This is a genomic window from Nonomuraea sp. H19 (genome assembly GCF_052068215.1).
Classification (GTDB): Bacteria; Actinomycetota; Actinomycetes; order Streptosporangiales; family Streptosporangiaceae; genus Nonomuraea.
Map to the genome: position 1 here is coordinate 97,367 of NZ_JBQHCV010000027.1, position 25,763 is coordinate 123,129.

At 68.9% G+C, this 25,763-nt stretch carries 22 protein-coding genes; 16 read left to right on the forward strand and 6 right to left on the reverse strand.

From position 1 onward, the window contains the following. Positions 1 to 133 precede the first annotated feature (133 nt). Positions 134 to 1,291, reverse strand: coding sequence for a protein translocase subunit SecF (secF, locus tag ACTMTI_RS43935; protein ID WP_441126763.1), 1,158 nt, complete (start codon positions 1,289 to 1,291; stop codon positions 134 to 136). Between secF and ACTMTI_RS43940 the strand changes: the two genes are divergently transcribed. The 7 genes from ACTMTI_RS43940 to ACTMTI_RS43970 all read left to right on the forward strand — a co-directional run bounded on the left by ACTMTI_RS43940 (position 1,290) and on the right by ACTMTI_RS43970 (position 10,858). Further along, positions 1,290 to 2,432: a TniQ family protein gene (locus ACTMTI_RS43940; protein ID WP_441126764.1), complete on the forward strand. Its 1,143-nt coding sequence runs from the start codon at positions 1,290 to 1,292 to the stop codon at positions 2,430 to 2,432. The two genes, secF and ACTMTI_RS43940, sit on opposite strands and share 2 nt — an antisense overlap. 26 nt (positions 2,433 to 2,458) lie before the next feature. Continuing rightward, positions 2,459 to 3,163 carry a cytidylate kinase family protein gene (locus ACTMTI_RS43945; protein ID WP_441126765.1) on the forward strand — a complete coding sequence of 235 codons (705 nt, stop codon included), beginning with the start codon at positions 2,459 to 2,461 and terminating at the stop codon, positions 3,161 to 3,163. Positions 3,164 to 3,452: 289 nt separating this feature from the next. After that, positions 3,453 to 4,010 (forward strand): hypothetical protein, encoded by a 558-nt coding sequence (locus ACTMTI_RS43950; RefSeq protein ID WP_441126766.1) that lies wholly within the window; start codon positions 3,453 to 3,455, stop codon positions 4,008 to 4,010. A gap of 865 nt (positions 4,011 to 4,875) precedes the next feature. Beyond that, positions 4,876 to 5,733 carry a phosphotransferase family protein gene (locus ACTMTI_RS43955; protein ID WP_441126767.1) on the forward strand — a complete coding sequence of 286 codons (858 nt, stop codon included), beginning with the start codon at positions 4,876 to 4,878 and terminating at the stop codon, positions 5,731 to 5,733. After that, positions 5,730 to 7,094 (forward strand): MATE family efflux transporter, encoded by a 1,365-nt coding sequence (locus ACTMTI_RS43960; protein WP_441126768.1) that lies wholly within the window; start codon positions 5,730 to 5,732, stop codon positions 7,092 to 7,094. The genes ACTMTI_RS43955 and ACTMTI_RS43960 overlap by 4 nt, the downstream gene beginning before the upstream one ends. Before the next feature lie 499 nt (positions 7,095 to 7,593). Then, entirely contained in the window at positions 7,594 to 7,776 is a 183-nt protein-coding gene (locus ACTMTI_RS43965; RefSeq protein WP_441126770.1) for a hypothetical protein, read from the forward strand. 313 nt (positions 7,777 to 8,089) lie between these two features. Beyond that, on the forward strand, positions 8,090 to 10,858 hold the full coding sequence (locus ACTMTI_RS43970) for a heparinase II/III family protein (RefSeq protein ID WP_441126771.1): 2,769 nt from the start codon (positions 8,090 to 8,092) through the stop codon (positions 10,856 to 10,858). A 39-nt stretch (positions 10,859 to 10,897) separates the two neighbouring features. Here ACTMTI_RS43970 and ACTMTI_RS43975 read toward each other — a convergent pair whose 3' ends face one another. Continuing rightward, positions 10,898 to 11,029, reverse strand: coding sequence for a hypothetical protein (locus ACTMTI_RS43975; RefSeq protein ID WP_441126772.1), 132 nt, complete (start codon positions 11,027 to 11,029; stop codon positions 10,898 to 10,900). A gap of 187 nt (positions 11,030 to 11,216) precedes the next feature. Here ACTMTI_RS43975 and ACTMTI_RS43980 point away from each other — a divergent pair, with 187 nt between their 5' ends. The 3 genes from ACTMTI_RS43980 to ACTMTI_RS43990 all read left to right on the forward strand — a co-directional run bounded on the left by ACTMTI_RS43980 (position 11,217) and on the right by ACTMTI_RS43990 (position 13,653). Next, positions 11,217 to 12,122, forward strand: coding sequence for a LysR family transcriptional regulator (locus ACTMTI_RS43980; RefSeq protein WP_441126773.1), 906 nt, complete (start codon positions 11,217 to 11,219; stop codon positions 12,120 to 12,122). Between the two features lie 165 nt (positions 12,123 to 12,287). After that, positions 12,288 to 12,881 carry a matrixin family metalloprotease gene (locus ACTMTI_RS43985; protein ID WP_441126774.1) on the forward strand — a complete coding sequence of 198 codons (594 nt, stop codon included), beginning with the start codon at positions 12,288 to 12,290 and terminating at the stop codon, positions 12,879 to 12,881. Positions 12,882 to 12,891: 10 nt separating this feature from the next. Beyond that, the gene (locus ACTMTI_RS43990; RefSeq protein ID WP_441126775.1) at positions 12,892 to 13,653 is read left to right on the forward strand and encodes a hypothetical protein; all 762 of its coding nucleotides are present in this window, start codon (positions 12,892 to 12,894) and stop codon (positions 13,651 to 13,653) included. A gap of 105 nt (positions 13,654 to 13,758) precedes the next feature. On the opposite strand, the gene ACTMTI_RS43995 is transcribed toward ACTMTI_RS43990, so the two are convergent. The 4 genes from ACTMTI_RS43995 to ACTMTI_RS44010 all read right to left on the reverse strand — a co-directional run bounded on the left by ACTMTI_RS43995 (position 13,759) and on the right by ACTMTI_RS44010 (position 17,604). Further along, positions 13,759 to 14,700: a ThuA domain-containing protein gene (locus tag ACTMTI_RS43995; protein WP_441126776.1), complete on the reverse strand. Its 942-nt coding sequence runs from the start codon at positions 14,698 to 14,700 to the stop codon at positions 13,759 to 13,761. A gap of 217 nt (positions 14,701 to 14,917) precedes the next feature. Then, positions 14,918 to 15,703, reverse strand: coding sequence for a citryl-CoA lyase (locus ACTMTI_RS44000; RefSeq protein WP_441126777.1), 786 nt, complete (start codon positions 15,701 to 15,703; stop codon positions 14,918 to 14,920). Further along, positions 15,700 to 16,857, reverse strand: coding sequence for a CaiB/BaiF CoA transferase family protein (locus ACTMTI_RS44005; protein ID WP_441126778.1), 1,158 nt, complete (start codon positions 16,855 to 16,857; stop codon positions 15,700 to 15,702). Before ACTMTI_RS44005 ends, ACTMTI_RS44000 begins: the two co-directional genes overlap by 4 nt. Positions 16,858 to 16,872: 15 nt before the next feature. Further along, on the reverse strand, positions 16,873 to 17,604 hold the full coding sequence (locus tag ACTMTI_RS44010; RefSeq protein ID WP_441126779.1) for an IclR family transcriptional regulator: 732 nt from the start codon (positions 17,602 to 17,604) through the stop codon (positions 16,873 to 16,875). Between the two features lie 251 nt (positions 17,605 to 17,855). Between ACTMTI_RS44010 and ACTMTI_RS44015 the strand changes: the two genes are divergently transcribed. From ACTMTI_RS44015 to ACTMTI_RS44040, 6 genes are all read left to right on the forward strand, one after another. Continuing rightward, positions 17,856 to 19,304 (forward strand): aldehyde dehydrogenase family protein, encoded by a 1,449-nt coding sequence (locus ACTMTI_RS44015; RefSeq protein ID WP_441126780.1) that lies wholly within the window; start codon positions 17,856 to 17,858, stop codon positions 19,302 to 19,304. Continuing rightward, positions 19,301 to 21,058, forward strand: coding sequence for a thiamine pyrophosphate-binding protein (locus ACTMTI_RS44020; protein WP_441126781.1), 1,758 nt, complete (start codon positions 19,301 to 19,303; stop codon positions 21,056 to 21,058). Before ACTMTI_RS44015 ends, ACTMTI_RS44020 begins: the two co-directional genes overlap by 4 nt. A 110-nt stretch (positions 21,059 to 21,168) precedes the next feature. Beyond that, on the forward strand, positions 21,169 to 22,311 hold the full coding sequence (locus ACTMTI_RS44025; RefSeq protein ID WP_441126782.1) for an ABC transporter substrate-binding protein: 1,143 nt from the start codon (positions 21,169 to 21,171) through the stop codon (positions 22,309 to 22,311). Position 22,312: 1 nt separating this feature from the next. After that, positions 22,313 to 23,182 (forward strand): branched-chain amino acid ABC transporter permease, encoded by an 870-nt coding sequence (locus tag ACTMTI_RS44030; protein ID WP_441126783.1) that lies wholly within the window; start codon positions 22,313 to 22,315, stop codon positions 23,180 to 23,182. After that, positions 23,179 to 24,984, forward strand: coding sequence for a branched-chain amino acid ABC transporter ATP-binding protein/permease (locus tag ACTMTI_RS44035; RefSeq protein ID WP_441126784.1), 1,806 nt, complete (start codon positions 23,179 to 23,181; stop codon positions 24,982 to 24,984). Before ACTMTI_RS44030 ends, ACTMTI_RS44035 begins: the two co-directional genes overlap by 4 nt. After that, entirely contained in the window at positions 24,981 to 25,682 is a 702-nt protein-coding gene (locus ACTMTI_RS44040; protein WP_441126785.1) for an ABC transporter ATP-binding protein, read from the forward strand. Before ACTMTI_RS44035 ends, ACTMTI_RS44040 begins: the two co-directional genes overlap by 4 nt. The last annotated feature ends 81 nt before the right edge of the window (positions 25,683 to 25,763 follow it).

A 25,763-nucleotide genomic window follows, 5' to 3' on the forward strand; every position in this document is an offset into this window, starting at 1 on the left:
TGCAACACGGAAAACCGTGTTGCAGCCGCTCTGATGGGAGCATCACCCCCGAGGAAGCCGAGATCACCGAGGTAGCCCTGTCGCCCGTGGTCCCTGCGGAGCCGGAATCCCCCGCCCGCAGGCGGGGGACCCGTCAGACCACCGCCCCCGTTCCCTCACGGCTGCGCGCCGGCCGCCTGGCCGGGGCGGTGGGGGGCCGGTGATCCCACCTGGACAGCACCACGGCCGCCGGCCCGGCCACGAACGCCGACGACAGCGTGCCCATGACGATCCCGGCCACCAGCGCCATGGCGAAGTCCCGCAGCGAGTCCCCGCCGAACGCCATCAGCGCCACCAGGATGAACAACGCGCCGAGCCCGGTGTTGACGGTACGCGGCAACGTCTGCAGGATCGCCCCGTCCACCGCCCTGGCGAACGGCTCCTTCGCATGGGCCGCCCACAGCTCCCTGACCCTGTCGAACACCACCACCTTGTCGTTGACCGAGTACCCGACGATCGTGAGCATCGCGGCGACGAAGATCCCGTCGACGGGCTTGCCCGACCACGCGAACAGCCCCACCACCACCGTCACGTCCACCAGCAGCGCCAGCACCGCCGCCGCCCCGAACGTCCACCTGAACCTGACCGCCAGGTAGACCAGCTGCATGGCCACCGCCACGCCGAGCGCGACCAGGGCGTTGCGGCGCAGTTCCGCGCCCAGGCTGGGGCCGATGAACTCCTCGCGCCGCTTGCTCACCTCTCCCCCGTACGGCTCCAGCGCCTGCTCGATCCTGGCCGACTCCTCCAGGCCGAGCCCCGCCGCCCGTACGGTGACGCCGTCGCCGGTGGCCTGCACCACCGCCGACGGGAACCCGGCCCGCGCGACCGCCTGCCCGGCGACGTCGGCCGGGACCGGCTTGGAGGTGGCGAACTCCACGAGCCGCCCGCCGGTGAACTCCACGCCGACGTTCAGCCCGCGCACGGCCAGCCCGGCCACGGCCACCGCCGCGAGCCCGCCCGCGATCGCCAGCCACAGCCTCCTGGCGTCCATGAGCCGGGGACGGCGGTCCGCCAGCCAGGCCCGTACGGCTCCCCTGGAGCCCAGCCCGGACGCGCGCGGCCCGATCCGGTCGATCACGGCGTAGACCAGGACGCGGGTGATCAGCATGGCCGACACCAGCGAGGCCAGCACACCGACCGCCAGCGTCACGCCGAAGCCCTTGACCGGCCCCGACGCCAGCCAGAACAACAGCCCGGCGGCGATCAGGGTGGTGACGCTGGAGTCGGCGATGCGCGAGGGGAGCCAGCGCATGAGGCCGCTCTTGCGACGACTGCCCATCGCGGTTCGTCCCGCTCACCAGGAGACGCTTACCTCTTACGTCGCGCGCCTGGCCGATGTCCACGGCATGCCTTACAAAGAGCTGTGGCGCTCCCTGAGCAAACGCATCCGGCCTACCTTGCCCCGCCGCCTGCTCGTGGCCGAACGGCTCACGGCCCTCACCGGCCATCCACTGCCGGCTCTCCAGCGGGCGCTGCCCGAACTGCGCGACCCACCACCGGACTGGGCGCAACTGCGTCACCTGGCCCAATGGGCATGTCCACTCTGCACTGCCCGACACCCAGGAGGCCGCGTCCAACGCCTGTTCGCCCATCACGAGTTCCTCTACACCGACCACGGCTACTGGTTCGGGCCGGCTGAGAAGGTCGGCAAGGGCACCATCGAACCCCTCGGCGCCGTGCCTCACCTACGACGGCTGTCCAACCACATCCCGGAACTACCTGACGCCCAACGTCGTCACCGGCGGCTGGTGCACCGCCACGGCTGGCTCCGCTGCTTCAACGGCTTCGAAGCCTCGCACAACCTCTGCGCCCACATACGGCCCTACGGGCCGCCAGACCCAGACAACCCCTGGTCAGCGCACCTTGAACGGCTCATCCGCAGCGAGCGGCTGGGCATCCGGTTCAAGGCCTTCGACGGCTGGCTATTCATCGCAGCGCTCTATCCCGAGGCTGTCCACCTAACTGAACTGTTCTTCTCTCCCGCTGCGCGCCAGCTCGCAGAGAAAACACTCAGTTCAGGCGATGGCCACACCACGGCACTCGGCCCTCTCAGCCGCGCACTCGGACGCGCTGGCCAGGGCAGTTTCGATTCCATCAGCGTCGAGGCATGGCTTAAAGGAGCACTCGGCACCGAACGTCTCAGGCCCCGCCTCACCTTCCCCGAAACCCGAGGCCGCACGGTCGACGGCACACCCACCGAGCGGCTGAACAGCCATCAACTCGACCGTCAACGCGAAGCGCGCCGAGACTTCAGGAAGCACCAGCACCCCGGTTCCTGGCGTCTGCCCAACAACTTCACATACGTCTCCAGAGGCACGCCGCGAGTAATGCTTGAGACCTGTGGATCGGCCGGGAACGCGAGCCGGCGACCGCAGCCTGACGTGCGGTGCTAAACAGAGACACCGTGAGAGAGGCAGCAATGGACCAAGGCACCCGCGGCGAGCTCATCAGTCGGCTGGCCGAGGCGATCATGTCCGTCACGACCGCGCACCCGCTGCGGGTCGCCATCGACGGGCCGCCCGCCGCCGGCAAGACCACGCTGGCCGACGAGCTCGCCGTCATCCTGCGCGCGCAGGACCGCGACGTCATCCGTGCGACCATCGACGACTTCCTCGTCCCCCGTGCACAGCGCTACCGACGCGGCCAGTACTCGGCCGAAGGCTGCTACTTCGACGCCCACGACCACGCCGCGCTGTGCCGGGTCCTGCTCGATCCGCTGGGCCCAGGCGGAGACCGAAGGTTCCAACACGCGGTCTACGACAGAGACACCGACACCCCATCGTCCCCGCCGGCCACGACCGCCCCCGCAGACGCCGTACTGCTCTTCGACGGCGTCTTCCTCCTGCGCCCAGAACTCATCGACCGGTGGGACCTGCGCATCTTCGTTTCCGTCCCATTCGAGCAGACGGTAGATCGCGCCCGGGACCGAAACACAGCGCTGGCCGGATCCACCGCCGACACCGCCGAAATCGAACGGTCCTGGCGCAACCGCTATATCCCCTCCCAACAGGTCTACTTCGCCACAGCCCGCCCAACCGACCACGCCGACATCATCGTGCACAACGATCAGCTCCAACGGCCGACCTGGGAAGTCCGACCACACTCATCGATACACAGGATTTGAAGTGCTCCAACGCCGCGGAGACCCAAGAAAGGTCGCACCGAAAGTGCAGGGTTACTCCGAACAGATGCGGCACCCATCGTTCGGAACAACCTGACGACTTACAGCTCAACTATCAGCTAAGACGACTACTAAGCCTGACCCGGACACCGTTGTCCGGTGCGCGTGAACCTTGCACGTTCAGACCTACCTTGCCAGCGACCGCGCAACGTTCGGATTAACCCTGCACCAGGAGGGATCTGACAGGGGAAGATGGCGCGTGTGACGATCACTGTGAGGAGAGGATGCCGCGATGACTGATTTTGTCGAACGATTGGTTATCAAGGCCAACTTCACATCGGACGATGTCGACTTCGTTTCGATGCAGCGGGGTTGGATTTTGAAGCAGGTTCAGAAACACGAGGCTGGAGCATACATCGACAGTTGGGTCACGTTGGATCGCGAGACGGAGATCCATCAGGTCGACGACCGGCCGATCGCCACACGGTACTTCACTCTGCGCGGCCCCGGCAGCGCAGAAGTGGCTCGGCACATTCGTGAGGACTGCGAGCTCTGGTCGGCTCCCGAGGCATTGGAAGCGCTGAACGAGGCGAGCGCCCGGGGCGAGAAACTGGTCCTTGTCTACGCTGTGGCCCTTGCTGCCACGGAAGAGCATGGAGAACGGATAACCCGGACATTCCAGAACATCGCATGCGACCCCGACGCCGCAATCCGGCAATCTGTCATCATCGCCACGGGTTACTTCCCCTACCCCGGCCTCGTCGATCTCGTCAGGCAGTTGCGTGACGGCGACCCCGTCGACCACGTCCGCAAGAACGCGGAAATCCTGCTGAACGGACTCTACGGCTGACCCGGCCAGCCTGGATGTCGTCAGGCCCGACACCTCGGACGCTCCGGGCCGGTGTCAGCGGGGTGTCCTCACCGAAAGTGCAAGGTAGGCCTGAACAAGATCGACGGTTGCTGTTCAGACCTACTCTTCTACCCGCAAGTCAACATGCCGGGCCATGTCAGGTTCGGCCGGAACGGACATTTTCTCTACAGGATCAAGGCGCCCGCTACGCGGCCGCGAGCGGCGATGTACCTATGCATCTGCGATGTACGGGTCCGCCGAGTTGCCGAAAAATCTTGGGCTGAGGTTGGACGATCGGCAGACTTCGGTTCCGCTGCGGAGGGGCTGGGGCCGATCGACGCCCGGTGGGCGTTCCTCACCACCGGCCACCGAGCCGTCCAGGTCGCGAAGTTGCCGAAAGAACGCTCAGCGTCCCCGGCCCTGGCGCCGTTGATGCTCTCGCCGGTCGACGACCGGCTGCATCCGTTGCGAGGCCTCTTTCAACTCCCGGTTGCCGGTGCGATCGGCGGCCGACTGCAGCCGTCGTGACGATGCCTGGCTCGATGAGCGAGAGCGACCCGATGCCGAGGAACGCCGGCGAGCGGAGTCACTGGCCCGGGCGCGGTTGGGGCGTTCCGCACACAACATCCGCCAGGATGATCACCGCCGTCGGCAGAGCGAGCAAGTAGTTCCGCAGCAGACGGCGTATCGGACACAATGGCCAGGATTGCCCACGCGGAACACGTGAGGACTGATGGAGAGCATCACCAAAAATCGGCAGCCGGTCGAGACGATTCTCGCGATGGTCGCCCGTGCCTACGGGCCGGAGCAGGTGCCCGACGCCGATGAGGACTGGATCAGCGAACTGGGTCACGGCTGGTTCAACGTGGCCTATCGGATCCGGCTGCGATCCGGCGCGCAGGTCGTACTCAAGATCGCGCCGCCGCCGGACGTCGAGGTCATGACCTACGAGCGCGGAGCCATGGCCACCGAACTGGCGGCGCTGCGGTTGATCCAGGAGAACACCAAGGTTCCGGTGCCGGCGGTCGACTACGCGGATCAGACTCGCGAGCTGTGCGACGCCGACTACTTCTTCATGGCGTACGTCGACGCGGACAACCTCAACGTCATCCGGGAATCGCTGTCGCGGGCGCAGTTCGACGTGTACGACGAGGCTCTCGGCGCGATCACCCGCGAGCTGAACCAGATCCGGGGCACGGCCTTCGGACCACTCGCCGGGCCGGGCGAGCCCAGCTGGCGGGCGGCCTTCCTGCGGATGATCGAAGAGCTCTTGGGTGACGGCGAGCGGCGCGGCGTCGACCTGGGCTATGGCTATGACGTCGTCCGCCAGGTCGTGGCCGCCCATGCGGATGCTCTGGACGAGGTGACCGAGCCCCGGTTCGTCGAGTGGGACCTGTGGGCCGGCAACTGCATGGTGCGCGATGGAGAGATCATCGCGATCATTGACCACGAGCGGGCGTTCTACGGCGATCCGCTGATGGAGTACGGTTTCACCGCGAGCGAGTTGAGCGCTTTCGGGGACTCAGCCGCGTTCATCCGCGGCTACGGCCACGAGCCGTTCACCGGCAGCGAGCGGGTCCGCCGCCGGCTCTACAACCTTTACCTCGTCCTCGTCCAGATCATCGAGACGAACTTCCGGGCACACACCAGCACCGAGCAGTACGACTGGGCGTGTGCACGCCTGCGCGAAACCATGGCCATGCTCGACGAGCGCGCGCGTTGACGAGGGCCGCGCGCCCGCACCCTCCGCTCGACGCCACCGCCGCCCTCGGCACCGCTCAGCTCGGGCGGCTGCTTTGGCACACCTGCTCGCAGACCACGCTGTCGGTCGGTGTGTATGGCGTCTACGCCCTGACCAACGCCTGGTTCGTCGCGCACGGGGTCGGCGCGGAGGCCATGGCCGCGGTCAACCTCGCCGCCCCGGTCCTGCTCGTCCTCGGCGCGGTGTCGACCACGGTGGGAGCCGGCGGCGCGTCCCTGGTGTCGCGGCGGCTCGGCGCGGACGACCCGGCCGGCGCCGCGCGCGCCGCCGGCAACGCCTTCACGCTCTACTGGCTGACCGCGCTCGCCGTCACCGTGATCGGCCTGCTCGCCCTGGAACCGCTGCTCACCGCGCTCGGCGTGGGAGAGGGGACCCGTGACTACAGCCGCGACTACACCGTGGTGTTGTTGTGCGGCGCGCTGTCGTACACGGGGTTCTCCAGCCTGGTCCGCGCCGAGGGCCGACAGCGTTACGCCACCGTGCTCTGGGTCGTCGCGGTGGTGGTTCAGATCGTCCTCGACCCGCTGCTGATCTATGGTCTCGACATGGGCGTCCGTGGTGCCGCGCTGGGTACCGTCGGCGGCCAGACGGTGTCGGCCGTGATGAGCCTGTGGTTCTTCTTCGGGCAGCGTCGCCGGCCATACCGGATCGGCGCCCGCGACCTGCGTCCGCACGGCCCGACCATCTGCGCCCTGCTCGGCATCGGCGCACCGTCGTTCCTCGCTGGGCTCGGCGCGACCCTGCTGGTGGTGCTGGTCAACAACGCCCTGGCCGCCACCGCCGGCGCGACCGCCCTGGCCGCCTACGCCGTCTGCGGGCGCATCCAGACCTTCGCCACCATGCCGCAGGCGGGCATCAGCCAGGGGCTGCAACCCATCGTCGGCTACAACGCCGCGCGCCGCCTGGCCGACCGCGTGCGCCGTGCCCGCACCCTCGCCCTGCGCGCCACCGTCGGCTATGGCGTGCTCGCGGCCGTCACCCTCGTCCTGTTCGCCTACCCGTTCGCCGGCATCTTCGTCGACGAACCCGCCGTCGCCGAGGCCACTGCGAACGCCCTGCGCATCATCGCCATCGGCATCGCCGCCGCCGGCGTCGCACCCCTCGCGTCGGCCTACTTCCAGTCGCTCGGCTACGCCCGGCCGTCCTACCTGATCTCCCTGGGCACGCTGCTGCTCATCAAGATTCCCCTCGTGCTGGGCTTCAGCGCCCTGGGCGAGACCGGCATCTGGATCAGCCTCGCCGCCGGCGAGCTCGCCTCGGCCGCGCTGGCCGCGATCCTGCTCTACCGCCATCGCGCGCGCATCCAGCCCGCTCAGCCATGAGCGGCGTCTGGGACCGGCGAGATACGCCGATCAGCCTGCCTAGCATGGGCGGCGGCCTGATCCGCCTGTGCGGTGCCAAACGCGCAGATACCGTTGCTGAACTGGGCGTCCGCAGGGCGGTAAGGCAGCTCTGCGGTACTCGCTGATCATCCCGGCGACGGACCTTCGACGGCGGATCCGGGCAGTCATGTCGATCACCTCGCTGGGATCGTGCATCGGCGGATGAAGAGAGCGGCATTGATGTGGGCGATGATCATTGAAGTGGCGTTCATACTCGGCCAGGACTGTGCGCAGGTGCGTTCGCCGTAGATCAGCAGGTGGTCGAGGCACTCACGGCGTAGCGTCTCGGTCTCGCCGGCGTATGTTCAGGTCGGCAATCCATCCCGGTCCATGATCGGGCCTGGGACAGTACGAGCGGAGCCTGTGGGTGCCAGAAACTCGGCCGCCTTATGCGACCTGCGCATATTCATGGATCACCCCACCGAGGCGATCACGCCGGATGACCTTCTTCATCCGGATCATGCTCCCGCTCTCCCGGCCGATCATCATGACCCTCGCCATCATGTCGTCCCAGTGGCGGTGGAACGACTACATCTGCCCCCTCGTGATCCTCAACGACCCGAAGGAGTTCACCCTGCAGATCGGCGTCGCGAGCATCGTGGGCGCGGAAAATGTCAACTGATCGGTCCTGCTCGGGGCGTCGGTCCTGTCCATGATCCCCCTTGTCGTGATCTACCTGATCTTCCAGAAGTACGTGATGAACGCCGACCTCAGCGCGGGCCTGAAGGATTAGGTTCAGATCGGAGCCGATCCCGTATCGATGTGCACGCCACGGATGCGCGACGTGCCGGCTCAGCGGGCGGCAAGGGCCCCGTCACGCCCACTCACGTGATCACCCGCATTTCGCCTGGAACCTGCCGCCCGCCTGGGCGTATCACCTGGCCTCCTGCGCCCGACATACCGCGGATATACCGCGCATCCCTACTTTGGCGTTCATGTCTCCCTCGTGGCGGTGGCTCGCCGCCCTGATCCTGGTCGCCGCGTTCCTGGTGCCGGCCCCTCCGGCCGCCGCGGCCGCGTTGTCCGACGCGGGCTTCTTCGGCAGGTGGAGCGCCGGCGCCTGGACGGTGGGGCCGCGACTGAACTACGCGCAGGCGGGCCTGAAGCCCGTGGAGAGCGCGGTGAAGGCGGGCGACTACGCGCTGGCCAAGCAGCGGCTGCTGGATTACTACCGCGCGCGCCCGGCCATCGAGGCGGGCGGCTTCTCGCACACGACCTGGCCGGGCGCACTCGAGCTGACCCCCAGCCACATCTGGACGCTGGGATCGGGCGAGGTCTACATCAAGACGCTGACCTTCGGCCCGGGGGAAAAGACGGTCACGGCAGACGTCACGAGCAGCATCACCAGCGGCAAGCCCGGATTCTTCCTGATGAGCCGGTACAAGGACGCGGTCATCGCTCTCATCAACAGCAGGAGCAAGGGGTCGGGCAAGCCCACCCTCCGGCTGACCCTGGCCGACGGGTCGGTGAAGACCCTTCACCCCACGCACGACACCTATATCTGGGCGGCCCACCCGGGCGGCGTGTACGGCACCAAGTACTACATGCAGGTCAGCGACCAGGGTGCGGGGCCGTTCACCGGCGAGACGCGCAAGGCGTACCTGCGGTTCGACCTCGGCGGCGTCAGCGGCGTGAAGAAAGCGGAGCTGACGCTGACCGGCACGGCCGACACCGCGAAGGACATCATGCTGTACGGCAACGCCGAGACCTTCGACGAGGCCACCCGCACCTGGTCCAACACCGTGCAGAACACGTTCTCCTGGGAGGGCGACCCCGGCGGCTTCGACTGGAAGCTCCCCGGCGGTACCGACAAGGAGTATCTCATCGCCGACATGGAGTATCTCTACCAGCTGCCCCGCTTCTACTTCGCCGGCCCGCTGGCCCTGGAGTACCAGAAGACCGGCAACGAGCAGCACGCCCGCACGCTCATCGGCCTAATGACCGACTTCATCAAGGACGCCGACGCCTACGTCGCCGAACAGGGCGCCGGTTCCTATCCGGGCAACCTGCACGCCGCGCGGCGCCTGCACAACTGGATCGCGGCCTACGAGATCCTGCGCAAGAGTCCGTCGCTGACCCCCGAGGCCAACACCGCGATCCTCAAGACGATGAACCGGGCGGGCTTGTTCCTGCAGACGAACTCCAACGCCACGCCGAACAAGATGCAGTCGCAGAAGATCACGCTGCTGCACGCCTCCGTCTACTTCCCGGAGTTCCGCGTCGCGCCCGCGTGGCGGACCAACGCCGCCGACTTCCTCTCGGCCCAGCTCAACGAATCGACCTACGCCGACGGCGGCTACAAGGAGTCCACGGACGCCTACCTGCGGGGCTACCTCAGACAGTACGTGGACGTCGTCGCCTACATGCAGCGCAACGGCATCGCGTTCACCGCCACCGCCAAGCTGCGGCAGCTGGCCCGCTTCCTCATGGACCAGAGCTATCCCAGCGGATACGGCCCGGCCTACGGCGACAGCGACTCCCTCGACCTGCGCAGCACCCTCGGGAAGCTGGGCGAGCTGCTCGACGACCCCGAACTCCTCTACGTCGGCACCTCCGGCAAGTCGGGCGAGAAGCCGGCGCACACCTCCGCCCTCTACCCGGACACCCGGGTCGCGGTCTCCCGCTCCGGCTGGACCGCCGGCGACTCCCACCTCCGGATCAATGCCGACCGCGGCAACCACAGCCACCCTGACGAGCTGGCGATCACCGCTTACGCGTACGGCCGGCCGCTCCTGCCCGACATGGGCACCTTCACCTACAGCACGGACGCCCGCGCGGAGTGGCTGCGGCTTACCACGGAGGCGCACAACACGATCGAGATCGACGACAAGCCGCAGACCTCGACGGCGGCCGGCGAGATCTCACCTCTGATCACCAACCCAGCCTTCGACCTGATCGGCGCGTACACCGACAGCTCCGCCGGTGCTCGCCACGAGCGGTCCGTCCTGTCGCTGCACTCGGGCCTGTGGGTGGTCTCCGACCGGCTCAAGCCGGTGGACACCGCCACGCACCGCTACGAGCAGAACTGGCACTTCGCCGCGGACGCCGATCCCTCGATCCGCTCCGGGACGGAGGCCACGACCACCGCCTTCGCGACGGGCGCGAACCTCACGATCGTCCCCGCCGACCCTGCCGAGGTCGCCTCCACCCTTCGCGACGGCTACTACGCGCCGCGGTTCTATTCGGTGGAGAACGCGAAATACGCCTCCTACGTCAAGACGGACACCGGCCAGACGACCTTCGACACCATCCTGCTGCCGTCCAAGAGCGCGGCCGACACGTCCGTGACGGTGGAACGGCTCCCCGTGGGCACCATCCCGTCGCACCAGGTGACAGCCCTCAGCCTGAACGACGGCGCGGGGGTCTACTACAAGTCCTGGACCACGAAGGCGCCGCGCGCGTTCGGGTCCTACACCTTCGACGGCAACCTGCTCTACGCCGACGCCGGGTCGATCGTGATGGTCGACGGCTCGTCGGTCGAACGTGCCGGCGCGACCCTGGTCAAGGCGCCGGCCGCGGTCAAGGACCTGGCCGTGACCTTCGGCGGGGACGGCACCGTACGCATCGACGGCAGCGGGCTGACCGCGAGCATCGACCCCGCCAAGGCCATCGCGATCGCGGCGCCGAACGCCGCCGAAGTGATCCTCAACGGCAAGGTCGTTCCCTTCGAACGCGCGGGCGCGTTCATCTACGCGGCCGCCTGAAGGAGAGCTCCGGCCCGGTCGAACAGCGCGACCGCATCCTCACGCCGCCGGGCCATCGCGGAGTACGGCCTTGAGCCGTACACCCGGTTCGAACTCCGGCAGCCACCAGGTCGCGCAGGGCTCGGGATCGACACCGAGCGGCAGACCGACGGCGATGTCGTAGGAGGCCATGTCGCAGTTCGGTGAGCGTGCCGACGACCTCGGCGAGCTGGTCGGAGTGGCTCAAGAGGAGTTGCTCGCCGTGGGATCGATGAGTTGTCATCGTCTGGCACGCCAAGCCCGCGGCTGCATCGTGAAAAGCGATGATTTCTGCTCGATTCGATCGCTCTTGGCGATGATCATTGCTACGGTGGAACTCGTGACCGACATCGAGCTGCGCCACCTGGCGGCGATGGCCGCCATCGCCGAGGAGGGCACGTTCGGCCGGGCGGCCGCCCGTCTCGGATACACCCAGTCGACGGTGAGCCAACAGATCGCCGCGCTGGAGAGGGCCGTCGGCGGTCTGGTGTTCGACCGGCCGGGCGGTCCCAAGCCAGTGCGGCTCACCCCACTCGGCTCCGTGGTCCTCGACCAGGGTCGCGAACTGCTGGCGCAAGCGGAGGCATTGGCCGACGCCGTGGACCGGTTCAAGGCGGGAGAGGGCCGGATCGACATCGGCACGTTTCAGAGCGTGTCCAGCGTGATCCTGCCGTCGGTCGTCCGGCGGCTGCGAGACGAGCACCCTGGCTGCGACATCAGGTTGTCCGAGGAGGAGTCGGAGCAGCCGCAGATCGGCGACCTTGACCTGCTGTTCTACGATGGCCGCGTCGACGGCGACGTCGAGCACCTCAAGCTGCTCGACGATCCGTACCTGCTGGTGGCCAACGCCGGCACCTTCCCCGACGGTCCGGTCCCGCTGGAGCGGCTCGACGGCGCACCGATGGTGGCCTGGCCACTGACCTGCGCCCAGCCCTGGATGGAGCAGGCAGTCGCCAGCAGCGGCGCCCGTCCGCAGATCGTGTTCCGCAGCGCGGTCAACGACACCTTGTTGTCGATGGTGCGAGCCGGCCTGGGATCGGCGGTGCTGCCCTGGCTCGCCATCCGCGGTGTCGACGTCCCGTCCGACGACAGGCTCCGCGTCCACGAGCTACGGCCATCCCTGCCGCCACGGGAGATCTACCTGCACTGGCGGGCCGGACGTACCCACTCACCCCTTGCCCGCCGGGCGATCGAGATCGCCGTCGAGGTCGCGGCCGAGCTCGCGCCGCCGCCGGCCAGTGCTTGATGCGTGCGGGTCGCAGCCCCCGAACAGGGACAATGGGCCCCACCGCATCGAGCTGTCGTCGGCTCTGACCCCCGACCTGACCTGGCGCACCTGACGCCCGTTTGATCGCCGCGTCACTCACGGGCAGGATATTCGGACGTCCGTTGTCCCTTATTTAGGATCACATTGTCTTACAGAACTTTACTGCCGGCGCTCGTCCTCGCGGCGGCGGTCACCATGACGGCCTCCTCTCCCGCCGGCGCCAACGGGTTCGGCTCGGCCAACGGCTGCTGCCCCTTCGCCGACAACGCCAAGCACTGGTACACCTCCGAGACGCTGGAGACGCGCACCAGGAGCGCGGCCAGGGCCGCCATGCTGAAACTGGACTCCCAGACCGACATGACCGTGGCCTATGACAGCACCCCCGACCCGAGCACCGACGTCGAGTCGTTCGACCGCTACTACGTCGACCACTGGGACCTGGACTGGGACGGCTCCAGCACCGGCTACAACCTGTATGCCTACTCGAAGTGCGTCAAGAGCATCCCGCCGGCCGACAGCACCCAGGCCTGGCGCTGCGACCAGTACGAGGTCCGCTACGACCTTAAGGACATCGACTGGATGAGCACCACCCAGCGGCAGGCGCTGGCCTGCCACGAGATCGGGCACACGATCGGCCTCGACCACTCGACCGAGTCCGGCTCCTGTCTGCGCACCGGCGCCCACACTGTCGTCAAGTACGGTACGCATGACGTCGCCCACATCAACGGCCGTTACTAGGAGACCGGCGATGAGACACCTCAAGCTCCTCACAGCCGTCGCAGCCTTCGGCGCCCTTGGAGGCTGCGCACAGGGGGCGACCGCACAGCCGGCGCCTGCCTCCTTCTGGTCCCAGCTCCACGCCGAGAGCGGGACCGGCGACTACCTCTTCGACTCCCTCGACGACATCACCCCGGGCGCCAGGCCGTCCGGCGTGTTCCGCCCGGCCGCCGCGCTCGTCGAGGGCACGGTCGTCGGCGTGGAGCCGGGCATCGCCTACGCGTCGGGCGACGACTCGGTCACGCCGCGGGTCGTGCCCTACGACAGCGAGGAGGCGGCGATACGGTGGGCCAGTGTCGTCATCAAGGTCGACAAGGTCCACGCGGGCAAGCTCGGCCGCGGTTTCGCCTCGGGCCAGATCCGGCTCAGGGTCGAGCAGCCCACCGGCACGACGCTCGACGGGCTCCGCGCGTCCCTCGGTACGGCCGGGCGCGGCCTCTTCTATGTCGACAACGCCCTCGACCGGGCCAGGCGCCGGCCCGCCTCACAGGCGGCTCAGGCCTACCAGGCGGCCGTCCATCTCCCGATCGGCCAGGGAGTCTTCGTCGAGGAGAAGCCGGGCGCGCCGCTGATCGCCCCGTTGGCCGGGGAGGAGCGTGCCGCCCAGCTCCTCGGCGGCGGCGCGCAGACGAGAAGCGCAGGGGCCGGCGCTCCGACGCTGGCCCAGCTCCGGGTCCGCGCCCAGCGGTCGGCCTGCGAGACGGGCACGGCGGCAGACCAGTCCGCCTGCTGACACGCGCCCCATGAAAGGCTGGATCGGCCGTCATGTCCAGGCTCGATCGGGCAGGAGACAGGCGGCTCGCATGGCACGGGTCCGCGTGTGGACGCGGCCCGGACCTCAGCGGCAGAACGGCGCCATGCCGAGCACGGATTTGACGCCGCCCAGCAGGTGCTGAACGAAGTACTGGTCGCCGTCCATGGGCTCGTCGGTCCAGGCCTTGACGTCGTGGCCGAGGGTGGTGAGCCACGCCTTGCCGCCGTCGTAGTACTGGCACCAGCTCACCGGGTGGTGCTCGCCATGGCCGGGGTGGCCCAGGTTCCCGCGCACGCCGCGGGCGAGCGTGCTCTCGTCCACCTCGGCCAGCACGCGGACGCCGGTCGGGGCGGGGACGAGGTTGTACCACTCGTCGGAGAAGTTCCAAGTCCGGGGCAGGCCCTGGGTGGAGGCGTCGCGGCGGTTGACCGTGACGACGGTGCCGGGCTGGTTGGCGCTGTGGTCGTAGAAGTTGGCGTTGCCGAGCAGACCTTCGTACCAGGGCCAGTTGTACTCGGTGCCGAAGGCGTTGTGCACGCCGATGAAGCCGCCGCCGGCGCGGATGTACTGGCGCAGCGCGGTCTGGGCGGCGTCGTCGAGGGTGTCGCGCGTGGTGCTGAGGAACATCACGGCGTTGTACGGCAGCAGCCGCCCGGCCGAGGACAGCTGGGTGACGTCCTCGGTGTAGTCGACGGCGAAGCCGTTCTCCTGGCCCAGTTTGATCACCGCTTTGACGGCGGCGTTGTTGTCATTGAGCGGCGGGTTCAGGCCGGGCGCGAGCGGAGTGCCGAGGTGGGCGTGGCGGGGGCCGGCGGTGCGGCTGTAGACGAGCAGCTTGTAGCCCTTGGCGGGATCGAAGTTGCCCCAGTCGTGGTAACAGCGGGGGTCGGTCCCGCGGCAGACGCCGTAGTCGGGGTCACCGAGGTTGCGCGCGCCCTCCGGAGAGGCGGCGGAGCTGGGAGCGGTGGCGGTGAGCAAGAGGGCCGCCGCTGCGATGGCGGTGGCGGTGGAGAGTTTGCTGCGCATGGGCACCTCGCGTTGCGATCCACCAGGCGGATCGATCGGTCCACTCAGGGGCTTGAGCGTAACCACGGATCTTCGCGGGGACAAGCTCTTGCCTTCACTCCCGGATCGGACGGCGCCGTGGGTTGACGGCAACGCCAACAGAACACGGGCAAGATCGTCGTGTACTGAGACACCGCAAGAAGGGAGCCCAGCCGGTGGCGGGGCTCCCTTCTTGCGCTCAGAGCCAGGTCGGCAGGATGGACGGCGGGATCGGTCCCTTGTTGCGCCGCCCCTGCCCGGCTTCCTCCCAGGCGTGGGCCAGGATTCCGACAGATCTGCTGAGCACGAAGAGCCCGCGCGCCAAGGGCGCGGGGAAGCCGAGCTCGGCGTAGATCACCGCGGTGGCGCCGTCGATGTTCATCGGCACCGGCGCGATCAGACGCTCGACCTCGATCGCGGCTCGCAGGTGTGCGCCCGGCACCACTCCGGCCGCGACGGCCTCGGACACCAGGCCCAGCAGCGGATCGCGGCGCGGATCGCGAGTGTGGAAGCGATGCCCGAACCCCGGCAGGTACTTGTCACGCGCGCGCCGGCGAGCGACCACAGCGGCCGCGTCTCCGTCGCCGACCACCTCCTCCAGCAGTCCGACGCACTGCTCGCCCGCACCGCCGTGCACGTCGCCGAGCAGATTGACACCCGTGGCGACGGCATTGTTGAGCCCCACCCCGCAGGTGACGGCCATCCGGGCGACGGCGATGGACGGCGCGTGCGGCCCGTGATCGACCGACGAGACCAGCGCCGCCTCCAGCAACGCCGCCTGGCGCGGATCCGGCCGGCCGCCGCGGAGCATGAGCCAGATCATCTCGGCGAAGCTGATCCGCCCGATGAGCTCCTGAACCGGCTGCCCTCGCAACTCGATGACGTCGGGCTCGATTCGCGACACCGCGGTCGCCCACCAATCCGCCGCCTCGGCTTCGGGGCCGCCTCCTGGCGCGGGGGCGGCATCCTTGGCTCGCTCGCTCATGACACGGCCTCGACCTCGTCGTTGTGCTCGCCGAGCAGCGGGGCGGACCCGCGTGGGCGCAGGGCGACGCCGTCGACGACCACACCGTTCCCGGTGACGGTGACCTGCCGCTCGCCCGCTCCCGCGAACGGCACCTCCGTCAAGAAGCCGCGATGACGTACCTGGTCGAGTGCGAGCGCTTGCGGGACGGTGAGGATGCGGGCGGCGGGGACGCCTTCGCGGGAGAGGATCTCCTCCCACTCCAGCGCGGTCTTGGTCCGCAGTGCCTGATTGAGCTCCTGGTTGAGGGCCTGCCTGTGGGTCTTGCGCGCTTCCCGCTCGGCGAAGCGGGGGTCGGTGGCCAGGTCGGGCCGCCCGGTGAGCCGGCACAGGGTCTCGAACTGGGTTTGCTGGTTGGCGGCGATGTTGAGGGGCCCGTCGGCGGTCTCGAAGGTGCCGGAGGGAGCGGCGGTGGCGTTCTGGTCGCCCATCGGTTCCGGCTCCACACCGCTGATCAGGTAGTTCGACACCGTCCAGCCCATGGCGGAGATGGACGCCTCCAGCATCGACAGATCCAGGAAGCAGCCATGCCCGGTGCGGTGTCGTCCGGCCAGGGCGGCGGAGACCGCCAGCGCGGCCATCAGCCCGCCGACGGTGTCGCAGATGGGGAACCCCACCCGCAGCGGGGCGGTGTCAGGGGTGCCGGTGACGCTCATCATGCCGGACAACCCTTGGATGATCTGGTCGTAGGCGGGGGTCCCGCTCATCGGCCCGCTCTGCCCGAAGCCGGAGATGGCGCAGTACACCAGGCCGGGGTTGAGCTCGCGCAGGCGTTCCCAGCCGTAGCCCAGCCTGGCCATCACTCCGGCCCTGAAGTTCTCCAGCAGGACGTCGGCCCCGGCGACCACCGACTCGAAGGCGGCCCGCCCCGCCGGGCTCTTCAGGTCGAGCTCGACCGACTTCTTGCCCGCGTTCTGGGCGAGGAAGGAGGCACCCATCCGCTCCCGGTTGAGCTCCGGGTCGGGCCCGAGTCGCCGGGCGAGGTCCCCGGCGCCGGGCAGCTCCACCTTGACCACCTCCGCGCCGAACAGCATCAGCTGGTAACTGCAGTACGGCCCGGCCAGAACGTTGGTCAGGTCCACGACCGTGACGCCGTCCAGTGGCAACTGCTGCATTCACGCTCCATTGAGTCAAGTCAGAGGATGGTCGAACCCGCGCTCCGACATGCGCTTGGCGGCCTCGCGCAAATCCGCGGCGAATTCTTCGACCCGGTCTTCGGTGAAGCGGACCGTGGGGCCGCTGAGCGTCAGCGCCGCCACGGTCGCACGCGAGCCACCCGTGACCGGAACGGCGACCGCGGACAGACCGGGCTCACGTTCGCCGTGGCTGACTGCGAACCCGTCGCGCGCCGCCTCATCGATCCAGTCCCGCAACGTGGCCACGTGTGCCGCACCGTGGGGAGAAGAGCGGGCCACCCGCAGGAGCAGCCGCTCCGGCGCGTCCTTCAGCAGGACTTTGGAGGAGGCGCCCGCCCACAGGGGCAGTTCGTCGCCGACCCGCACCACGTGGCGCAGCGGCTGCGGGCTCTCCTGCTGGGCGATGCAGATGCGGTGCACGTCGCGCAGCACGTAGAGGTTGACGGTCTCGCGGTGCCGCGCCCCGAGCTCGCGCATGAGCTGGACGGTCTCGGGCGGCAGCTCCCAAGCCGAGCGGGCCAGGTGCGCCCAGCGCCACAAGGCCGGGCCGGCCGCGTAGCCCTTGGGCGTGGCCCACAGCAGGCCCATGTGCTCCAGGGTCTGCAGCAGGCGCAGCGCCGTGGTCTTGGCCAGTCCCGTCTCGTCGACGACCTCCCGGATCGTCAACGTCCGCCGGTCCTCGGTGAGCAGCGAGAGGATGTCGAACGCGCGCTGGACGCTGCGCACACCCCCGCTCTCCCCCGACGCTGCAGGAATGTTCGAAGGCACGGATCCTCACTAGTGAGTCGAAGGTGAACCTGCTGCTCACCCTCTCATGTGGTCCGTACGCTAACACTCAGTCCACTTAGCGGTCCATATGCTCCGTCAAGTGGATCCCACGGCCCCCTTGCCAGAACCTTCGCCATGCTCATACCGTGAGGCAATCCACAGTGCGGAATTTGAGAACCGCTGCGCGGATCAATGGGAGTCAATCAACCATGAACACCATCCACGAAGCCGGGTGCTTAGTCGCCGGAGAATGGTTGACCAGCGGCGAGTATGCCGGCCGCATGGGCCCTTACCTGCGGGAAGCTGTCAGCCGGGCACGGACCGCCCAGCCCGGCGACATCACCGCGGCCCTGGTCTACGCTCGGCAGGCGGCCAGGCGTGTCGCGCGACTGGCGCCCGCCACCCGGGCTGACATCTTGGAACGTGCCGCCGCAGCGGTCACCGCACAGGGCGACCGGTTGGCCCGCCTGCTGGCGCTGGAGCTGGGCAAACCGCTCAAGGACGGGCGTGGCGAGATCCTGCGCGTCGCGGACACCTTGTCCGTCGCCGCCGCCGAGGCGAGGATGATCGGCGGCGAGGTGCTGCCGGTGGCGGGCTGGGCCCGCGGGGTGGGCAACACTGCGATCACCCAGCGCGCCCCGGCGGGCCCAGTGCTGGCGATCACCCCGTTCAACGCCCCCGCGAACCTGCTCGCGCACAAGCTCGCCGCCTCCTTCGCGGCCGGCAACACCACGATCGTCAAGCCGCCGCCGCAGGCCCCCGCGGTCTCCACCGCGCTGGTCGAGCTGCTGCTGGAGGCCGGAATGCCCGTGGAGGCGGTGCAGGTCCTGCACGGGGGCGGCGACGTGGGCGCGCGGCTCTGCGCCGCGCCGGAGATCGCCGTGGTCAGCTTCACCGGCGGTGTCACGGCCGGACACGCCGTCGCCCACGCCGCCGGTCCGAAGCGGGTGATGCTCGAACTCGGCGGGAACGCCGCGACCATCGTCTGCGAGGACGCCGACGTGCCTGCCGCCGCGCGGGTGTGCGCCCGCACCGGCTACAGCAACTCGGGGCAGAGCTGCATCTCGGTCCAGCGGGTGTACGTCCAGCGCAGCCGGTTCGAGGAGTTCGCCGACGCCCTGACCGCCGAGGTGAAGGCCCTGGTCGTCGGCGACCCGCTGGATCCGGGCACCGATGTCGGCTCGATGGTCGACGACGACGCGGCCGAGCGGGTCGTCCGCTGGACCGCCGAGGCGGCCGGCCAGGGCGCCCGGGTGACGACCGGCGGCACGCGCGAGGGCGCCGTGATGGCGCCTACCGTCGTCGTCGCACCGCCTGCCGAGGCCCGGGTCGTGCGCGAGGAGGTGTTCGGCGCGCTGGTGGCCGTGCTCCCGTACGACGATTTCGACGAGGTCCTGGCGGAGTGCAACCGGAGCTCGTACGGGCTGCAGGCCGGGCTGTTCACCCACGACGTGCGCCGCATCGTGACCGCCTGGCGCGAGCTGGAAGTCGGCGGCCTGGTCGTGAACGGCTCATCCAATTTCCGCCTCGACCACGTGCCGTTCGGCGGCGTGAAGGACTCCGGCATCGGCCGCGAGTCCCCGCGCTGGATGATCGAGGACTTCACCGTGACCAAGACCCTCCTGCTCAAGGGCCTGACCATCTGGGGAGACAAGTGACCGAACGCACGGAGGGCACCGACAAGCACGACGCCACAGCCGCCCACGCCCTCGTCGCCCAACTGGAGGAGCTCGGCGTCGAGTACGTCTTCGGCACCTGCGGGCACACCAACATCGCCGTCCTGGACGCACTGGCCGACAGCCGCATCCGCTTCGTCATCGCCCGCCACGAGCAGGCGGCCGCGCACGCCGCCGACGGCTACGCCCGCGCCTCCGGCAAGCCGGGCGTGCTCCTCGTGCACGTCGGCCCCGGCCTGACCAACGCCGCGACCGGCGTCATGACCGCCGCCCTGGACTCGGTGCCGATGGTGGTGATCTCCGGTGACATCCCCTCCTATTACCACGGCCGGCACCCGCACCAGGAGATCAACCTGCATGCCGACGCCGACCAGGCGAGTGTCTTCCGGCCGTTCGTCAAGCGGGCCTGGAACGTGCACCGGGCGCAGGATCTCGGCCGCTTCGTCGAGCGCGCCTTCTGGACGGCCACCGCTGGCCGGCCGGGCGCTGCCCTGGTGAACGTGCCGATGGACGTCTTCTCCCGGCCCGCCGCGCCTTACCCGCCGATCAGCCACGCAGCGCCGGCCGGCCTGCCCGAGGCGACCGCGGAGCTGATCGCGGCCCGGCTGGCCGCCGCCGAGCAGCCGCTGATCTACGTCGGCGGCGGGCTGCGCGAGGAGACCGAAGCCCTGATCCGCCTGGCCGAACACCTCGACATCCCCATCGCCCACTCGCTCATGGCCAAGGGCACCGTCCCCGACGCGCACCCGCTGGTCCTCGGGATGCCCGGGTTCTGGGGACTGGAACTCACGAACACCTACGCCCGCGAGGCGGACGTGGTGCTCGCGCTCGCGACTCGGTTCGCCGAGACCGACGCCAGCTCCTGGGATTCCCGCTTCACGTGGCATTTCACCGGGGACTTCGCTGGAAGCACGCTGATCCAGATCGACATCGACCCGGCCGAGATCGGCCGCAACTACCCGGCGGAGATCGGCGCCGTGGCCGACGTCCGGCTCGCGATCAAGGCGATCGCCGGCGCAGCCGCGTCACAGACGCCACGCACCAGGCCCGAGCTGCGCAAGCGGATTCTGGAGGCTCGATCGGAGCTGTTCGCGGCCAGTCAGGAGCGCGGCCGAAGCGAGGACTTCCCGCTGCGACCCGAACGCATCCTGAAGGACCTGCGGGACGCGCTGCCGCCGAACGCGATCCTGGTGACCGACGTGGGCTGGAACAAGAACGGCGTGGCCCGATGCTACGAACTGCCTGCCGAGGGCCGCTTCATCACCCCGGGAGGCGCCTCCACCATGGGCTTCGGCCCGGCCGCCGCGATCGGCGTGCAGCTCGCCGAGCCGGACAGGACCGTGATCGCGCTCATCGGTGACGGCGGCATGAGCGCGCAGCTTCCCGCGCTGCCCATGGCGGTCGAGCAGGGCGCGCCCGTCGTGTTCGTCGTGATGAACAACCGCTCCCACGGCACGATCTCCGACCTGCAGTCGGCGCACTTCGGCCGCAGCCACGGCTGCGACTTCACCGACCAGGCCGGGCGGCCGTACAGCCCCGACTTCGCCGCACTCGCCCAAGCCTGCGGGGCCGACGGCCACACCGTCACCACGCCCGCCGACCTCGGCACAGCACTACGCGAGGCGATCAGGAACCGACGACCCGCAGTGATCGACGTACCGATGGTGAACGAGCCGGTGCCGACGCCAGGCCACTGGAACATCAAGGACATCTACCAGGGTCTCTTCACCGACTGACCCGGCCGAAACCGTTGTACGTTCGAGATTCCCCTGAGTCGCGTCCTGACGTTATAACGAACGTACTAGTCCGTGAATTAGTTCTCACCCACCCCCCTACGAGGTGAACCGTGCATTTCACGAGATTCTCCATCGCAGCCGCAGCCCTGATAGCCCTCGCCGCCTGCGCCCCTCCCGGGCAGTCCACCGGCTCGGAGGCGGACGCGACCGGCCCCATCAAGATCGCCAACGTCAACGCCCAGAGCGGTCAGCTCAGCTCGCTCGGCCAGTGGGAGCACAAGGGCGTCAAGCTGGCCATCGAGGAGGCCAACAAGGCCGGCGGCGTCAACGGGCGGCAGATCAAGCTCGACCTGTTCGACAGCCAGGGCGACCCGACGGTCGGCACGAACGTGGCCAGGAAGATCTCCGCCGAGGGCTACATCGCGATGCTGGGTACCGCCGAGAGCGCCGTCACCCTCGCCATGGCGCCCATCCTGAAGGACGCCAAGATCCCGAACATCACCTCCGGCCAGTCGCCGAAGCTGGCCGAGCTGAAGAGCCCGTTCCTCTTCCTCAACGCCCCGACCAGCGTCACCTTCGACGAGACGCTGGCGAAATACCTGGTCGACGACAAGGGCATGAAGAAGATCGCGCTGATCAGCAACAACGGCGCGTACGGGGCCGGCGAGCACGACGCGTTCCTCGCCTCCCTCAAGAGCAGGAAGATCACCCCGTCCGCCGACGAGGTCGTCACCCCCGACCAGAAGGACTTCAACTCCAACCTCGCCAAGATCCGCGAGCAGGACCCGGAGGTGCTGTTCATCGGCGCCGAGGAGGTCCAGTCCGGGCTGATCGCCAAACAGGCCCGCGAACTCGGCATCAAGGCGGTCTTCGCGGGCGGCGCTCCCGTGGGCACCGACGTGTACGCCACCACCGCAGGGCTCGAGAACGCCGAGGGCACCGTGGTCAGCTCCCCGTACCTGAGCAACGAGGCCAGCGAGCCGATCAAGGCGTTCGCCGCCAAGTACAAGGCCGCCTACAACGAGGACGCCCGCATGCACGTGGCCAAGGCCTACGACGGCGCGTCCATCCTCATCGAGGCCCTGAAGCAGACCAACGGCGAGGGCGGGCAGAAACTGGCCGACGCCATCCGCGGCGTCAAGCGGGCCGGGCTGCTGGGGAACTACAACTACGACGCCAACGGCGTCGGCATCCACGAAACCAAGATCGGCCTGATCAAGGACGGCAAGGTCGTTCCGGAGACCGAGAGCTGACGTGCAGGTCTTCCTTCAGACCCTCATCGGCGGGGTCACGTTCGGAGCGGTGTACGCACTGGTGGCGATGGGCTTCTCGATCGTCTACCGGACGATGGGGCTGGTCAACTTCGCCCACGGCAGCGTGGTGATGATCGGCGCGTACGCCGCCTCCACCTTCTACATGGCCAGCAAGCTGCCCTTCGCCGTGGCGATCCTCGTGGCCATCGCCGTCACCGCCCTGATCGGCCTGGTCATCGAGCGGTTCCTGCGCCCGCTGGAGAACAAGGACTTCACGCTGATGCTGATCGGTACGATCGGCTTCGGCGCGGTGCTGGAGGCCGGGGCGGTGCTCGTCTGGGGCGCCACCGGTCATGCCGTGCCCTCTCCCGTGGCGACCGGCCCGATCGATGTGGCGGGCATCCGCATCCCCACCTACAGCCTCCTGGTGATCGCCGTGGCCGCCGCCGCGACCGGGCTGCTGGCGCTGTTCCTGCAGCGCACCAAGCGCGGCGCGGCCATGCAGGCGGTCGCCATGGACCACCAGGCCGCCACCGCGGTCGGCATCCACGTCGGCCGCAGCAACGCCATGGCCTTCGCCATCGGCGCCGGGCTCGCGGCGCTGGCCGGCAGCCTGATCGGCCCCATGCTGTACGTCAATCCCACCATGGGCGGCACCCTGGGCATCAAGGGCTTCGCGGCGGCCATGCTCGGCGGGTTCGGCAGCATGCCCGGCGCCATCGTCGGCGGCCTGGCCTTCGGGCTGCTCGACTCCTTCGCCGCCGGCAACTTCCAGGAGTACTCCGAACTGGTCACCTTCCTCGTCTTCGCCGTCATCGTCATGATCCGCCCCACCGGCATCTTCGGAGAGGCAACGGTGAACCGCGCATGAAACGTCTTATATGGCTGGTGCCGCTGGTCGTCGCAGCCTGGCTGCTGCCCTACGGCCTCGGCGGTTACGCCATCCACGTCGCCGACGTCGCGATCATCTTCGCGATCCTGGCCATCGGGCTCGGCCTGACCATGGGCGTGGCCGGGCAGATCAACCTGGCTCAAGTCGCCTTTTTCGGTGTCGGCGCCTACGCGGTCGCCATCCTCACCACGAAGGCGGGGTTCGGTTTCTGGACGGCGTCCGCGCTGGCGCTGCTGGCCGCCGTGGTGTTCGGCGTGCTGGTCGGGATCCCCGCGCTGCGCATGCAGTCGCACTATCTCGGCATCGTCACCCTGGGCCTGGCGCTGGCCTTCACCAACTGGGTCACCAACGCCCATGTCGCCGGCCGCGCCGAGGGCATCAGCGACATCCCGGTGCCGCCGATGTTCGGCCTCGACCTGTCCAGCGGCTACCTCTTCTACTACGTCGAGCTGATCGTCTTCGCCGTCGCGCTGGCCTTCGCCCTGCTCGTGACCCGCTCGCCGCTGGGCCGCCGGCTGCGCGCGATGCGCGACGACGACCTGGCGGCGGGGGCGCTGGGAGCGGAGATCCCGCTGCTGCGGATGACCGCGTTCGTGCTGTCCGGCCTGTACGGCGGCCTGGCCGGCATCCTGTACGCCGGCCTCATCCGCTTCGTCGCCCCCGAGTCCTTCAACATCGCCAACATGTTCCTGCTGCTCGCGATGGTCATCATCGGCGGCCGCAGCAGCATCCTGGGCTGCGTCGTCGGCGCGATCGCGCTCGGCCTGGTCAGGGAGGCGCTGCTGGACGCCTCCGGCTTCGCTCAGCTCGGCTACGGCCTCGTGGTCGTGCTCGTGGTGGTGTTCGCGCCCAAGGGGCTGGCGGGCCTGCCGGAGCAGATCCGGTCTCTCCTCCGTGGGCGCGGCGGCGGCTCGCGGGCCCAGCTCGGCCCGTTCCAGCCCTACGACGCCGCGCCTCCGGCCGCCGAGGAGGACGCACTGGAGATCCGGGAGGTGACGATGCGGTTCAAGGGGCTGGTCGCACTCGACGCCGTGTCCCTCACCGTTCCCACGGGTCAGATCCGGGGCATCGTCGGTCCCAACGGCTCGGGCAAGACGACCCTGTTCAACGTGGTCAGCGGGTTCTACCGGCCCAGCCAAGGATCGGTGGTCCTGCGCGGGCACGACGTGACCGGGATGGCGCCGTACCAGCTGGCTCTGCGCCGCGTCGCACGCACCTTCCAGAACCTGCGCCTGTTCGAGGACCTCAGCGTGCGCGAGAACCTCCTGCTCGGCCTGGACCGCACCCGGACCTCGTGGATCTGGCGCTACCCCAGCCTGCCGTGGAAGGTCCTGGGATATGAGCAGGCGCTGCGACGGCGGGCCGAGGAGCTCATCGAGCGCTTCGGGCTCTCCGAGGTCTCCGACGCCGAACCGCGCTCGCTGCCGTACGGCATCCAGCGCCGCATCGAGCTGGCCCGCGCCATGGCCATGTCCCCCACCCTGCTGCTGCTCGACGAACCCGCCGCCGGGCTCAACGGCGAAGAGGTGCGCCAGCTCGCCGACATCGTCCGATCCATCAGGGACTCGGGCGTCACCGTGATCATCATCGAGCACAACATGGGCCTGGTCATGTCCCTGTGCGACCAGGTCACCGTGTTGTCCAGCGGCAAGGTGATCGCCGATGGCCAGCCGGCCGAGGTCGCCGTGCACCCGGACGTGGTCGCCGCCTACCTCGGTGACTCGATGTCCGCACCGACCGAGGAGACCGCAGAGGCCGCTGTCGAGGAGGCGACCCGATGACCACGCTGACCGTGGAAGGACTGTCGGTTCATTACGGCGGTGTCCGTGCCGCCCACGACGTCTCCTTCACCGTCGAACCCGGCCAGTCGCTGGGCATCATCGGCGCCAACGGGGCGGGCAAGACCTCCACCCTCAAGGCGGTCATGGGCCTGGCGCCGCGGCAGGCCACGACCATCCGCTTCGGCGAGCACGATCTGTTGCGCGCGCCCGCCCACACCTTGGTACGGCACGGCATCGGTTACGTGCCGGAGGGCAGGCACGTCTTTCCCGGGCTCACCGTGGAGAAGAACCTGCTGCTCGGCGCGTACACCAGCAGCTGGAAAAGTACCCCGATCGACGAGGTGTACGAGTTGTTCCCGGTGCTGGGCGAGATGCGGGGCAGACTGGCCGGCGCGCTGTCCGGCGGCCAGCAGCAGATGCTGGCCGTCGGCCGGGCCATGATGTGCCGGCCCAAGGTGATGCTGCTGGACGAACCTTCGATGGGGCTGTCGCCGAAACTCGTGGGAGACATCGCCGGCGTGCTCAAAAAGCTCAACGCCGCCGGCCTGTCCATCCTGCTCGTCGAGCAGAACGCCAAGCTCACCTTCGACGTCACCACCACCTGCCTGGTCATGGAGAACGGCGAGATCGCCGCGAGCGGCACCTCGGCCGAGCTGAGCAACGACCCCCAGGTCCGGCGTATCTATCTCGGCCTGTGACAGCTCGCTCCGGCGTGCTGCCGGCCGCGGGTGCGGCATGGCGGCCGCCCGCTTCGGCGTGCGCTGGATCATGGTCCGCCA

Coding starts and splice junctions, on each gene's coding strand:
- ACTMTI_RS43940 (WP_441126764.1), top strand. CDS start 1,290: ATGAGGCCGCTCTTGCGACGACTGCCCATCGCGGTTCGTCCCGCTCAC.
- ACTMTI_RS43975 (WP_441126772.1), bottom strand. CDS start 11,029: ATGGCCTCCTACGACATCGCCGTCGGTCTGCCGCTCGGTGTCGATCCC.
- ACTMTI_RS43965 (WP_441126770.1), top strand. CDS start 7,594: ATGACCTTCTTCATCCGGATCATGCTCCCGCTCTCCCGGCCGATCATC.
- secF (WP_441126763.1), bottom strand. CDS start 1,291: ATGCGCTGGCTCCCCTCGCGCATCGCCGACTCCAGCGTCACCACCCTG.
- ACTMTI_RS43970 (WP_441126771.1), top strand. CDS start 8,090: ATGTCTCCCTCGTGGCGGTGGCTCGCCGCCCTGATCCTGGTCGCCGCG.
- ACTMTI_RS43950 (WP_441126766.1), top strand. CDS start 3,453: ATGACTGATTTTGTCGAACGATTGGTTATCAAGGCCAACTTCACATCG.
- ACTMTI_RS43995 (WP_441126776.1), bottom strand. CDS start 14,700: ATGCGCAGCAAACTCTCCACCGCCACCGCCATCGCAGCGGCGGCCCTC.
- ACTMTI_RS43945 (WP_441126765.1), top strand. CDS start 2,459: ATGGACCAAGGCACCCGCGGCGAGCTCATCAGTCGGCTGGCCGAGGCG.
- ACTMTI_RS44015 (WP_441126780.1), top strand. CDS start 17,856: ATGAACACCATCCACGAAGCCGGGTGCTTAGTCGCCGGAGAATGGTTG.
- ACTMTI_RS43990 (WP_441126775.1), top strand. CDS start 12,892: ATGAGACACCTCAAGCTCCTCACAGCCGTCGCAGCCTTCGGCGCCCTT.
- ACTMTI_RS44005 (WP_441126778.1), bottom strand. CDS start 16,857: ATGCAGCAGTTGCCACTGGACGGCGTCACGGTCGTGGACCTGACCAAC.
- ACTMTI_RS44035 (WP_441126784.1), top strand. CDS start 23,179: ATGAAACGTCTTATATGGCTGGTGCCGCTGGTCGTCGCAGCCTGGCTG.
- ACTMTI_RS44040 (WP_441126785.1), top strand. CDS start 24,981: ATGACCACGCTGACCGTGGAAGGACTGTCGGTTCATTACGGCGGTGTC.
- ACTMTI_RS44000 (WP_441126777.1), bottom strand. CDS start 15,703: ATGAGCGAGCGAGCCAAGGATGCCGCCCCCGCGCCAGGAGGCGGCCCC.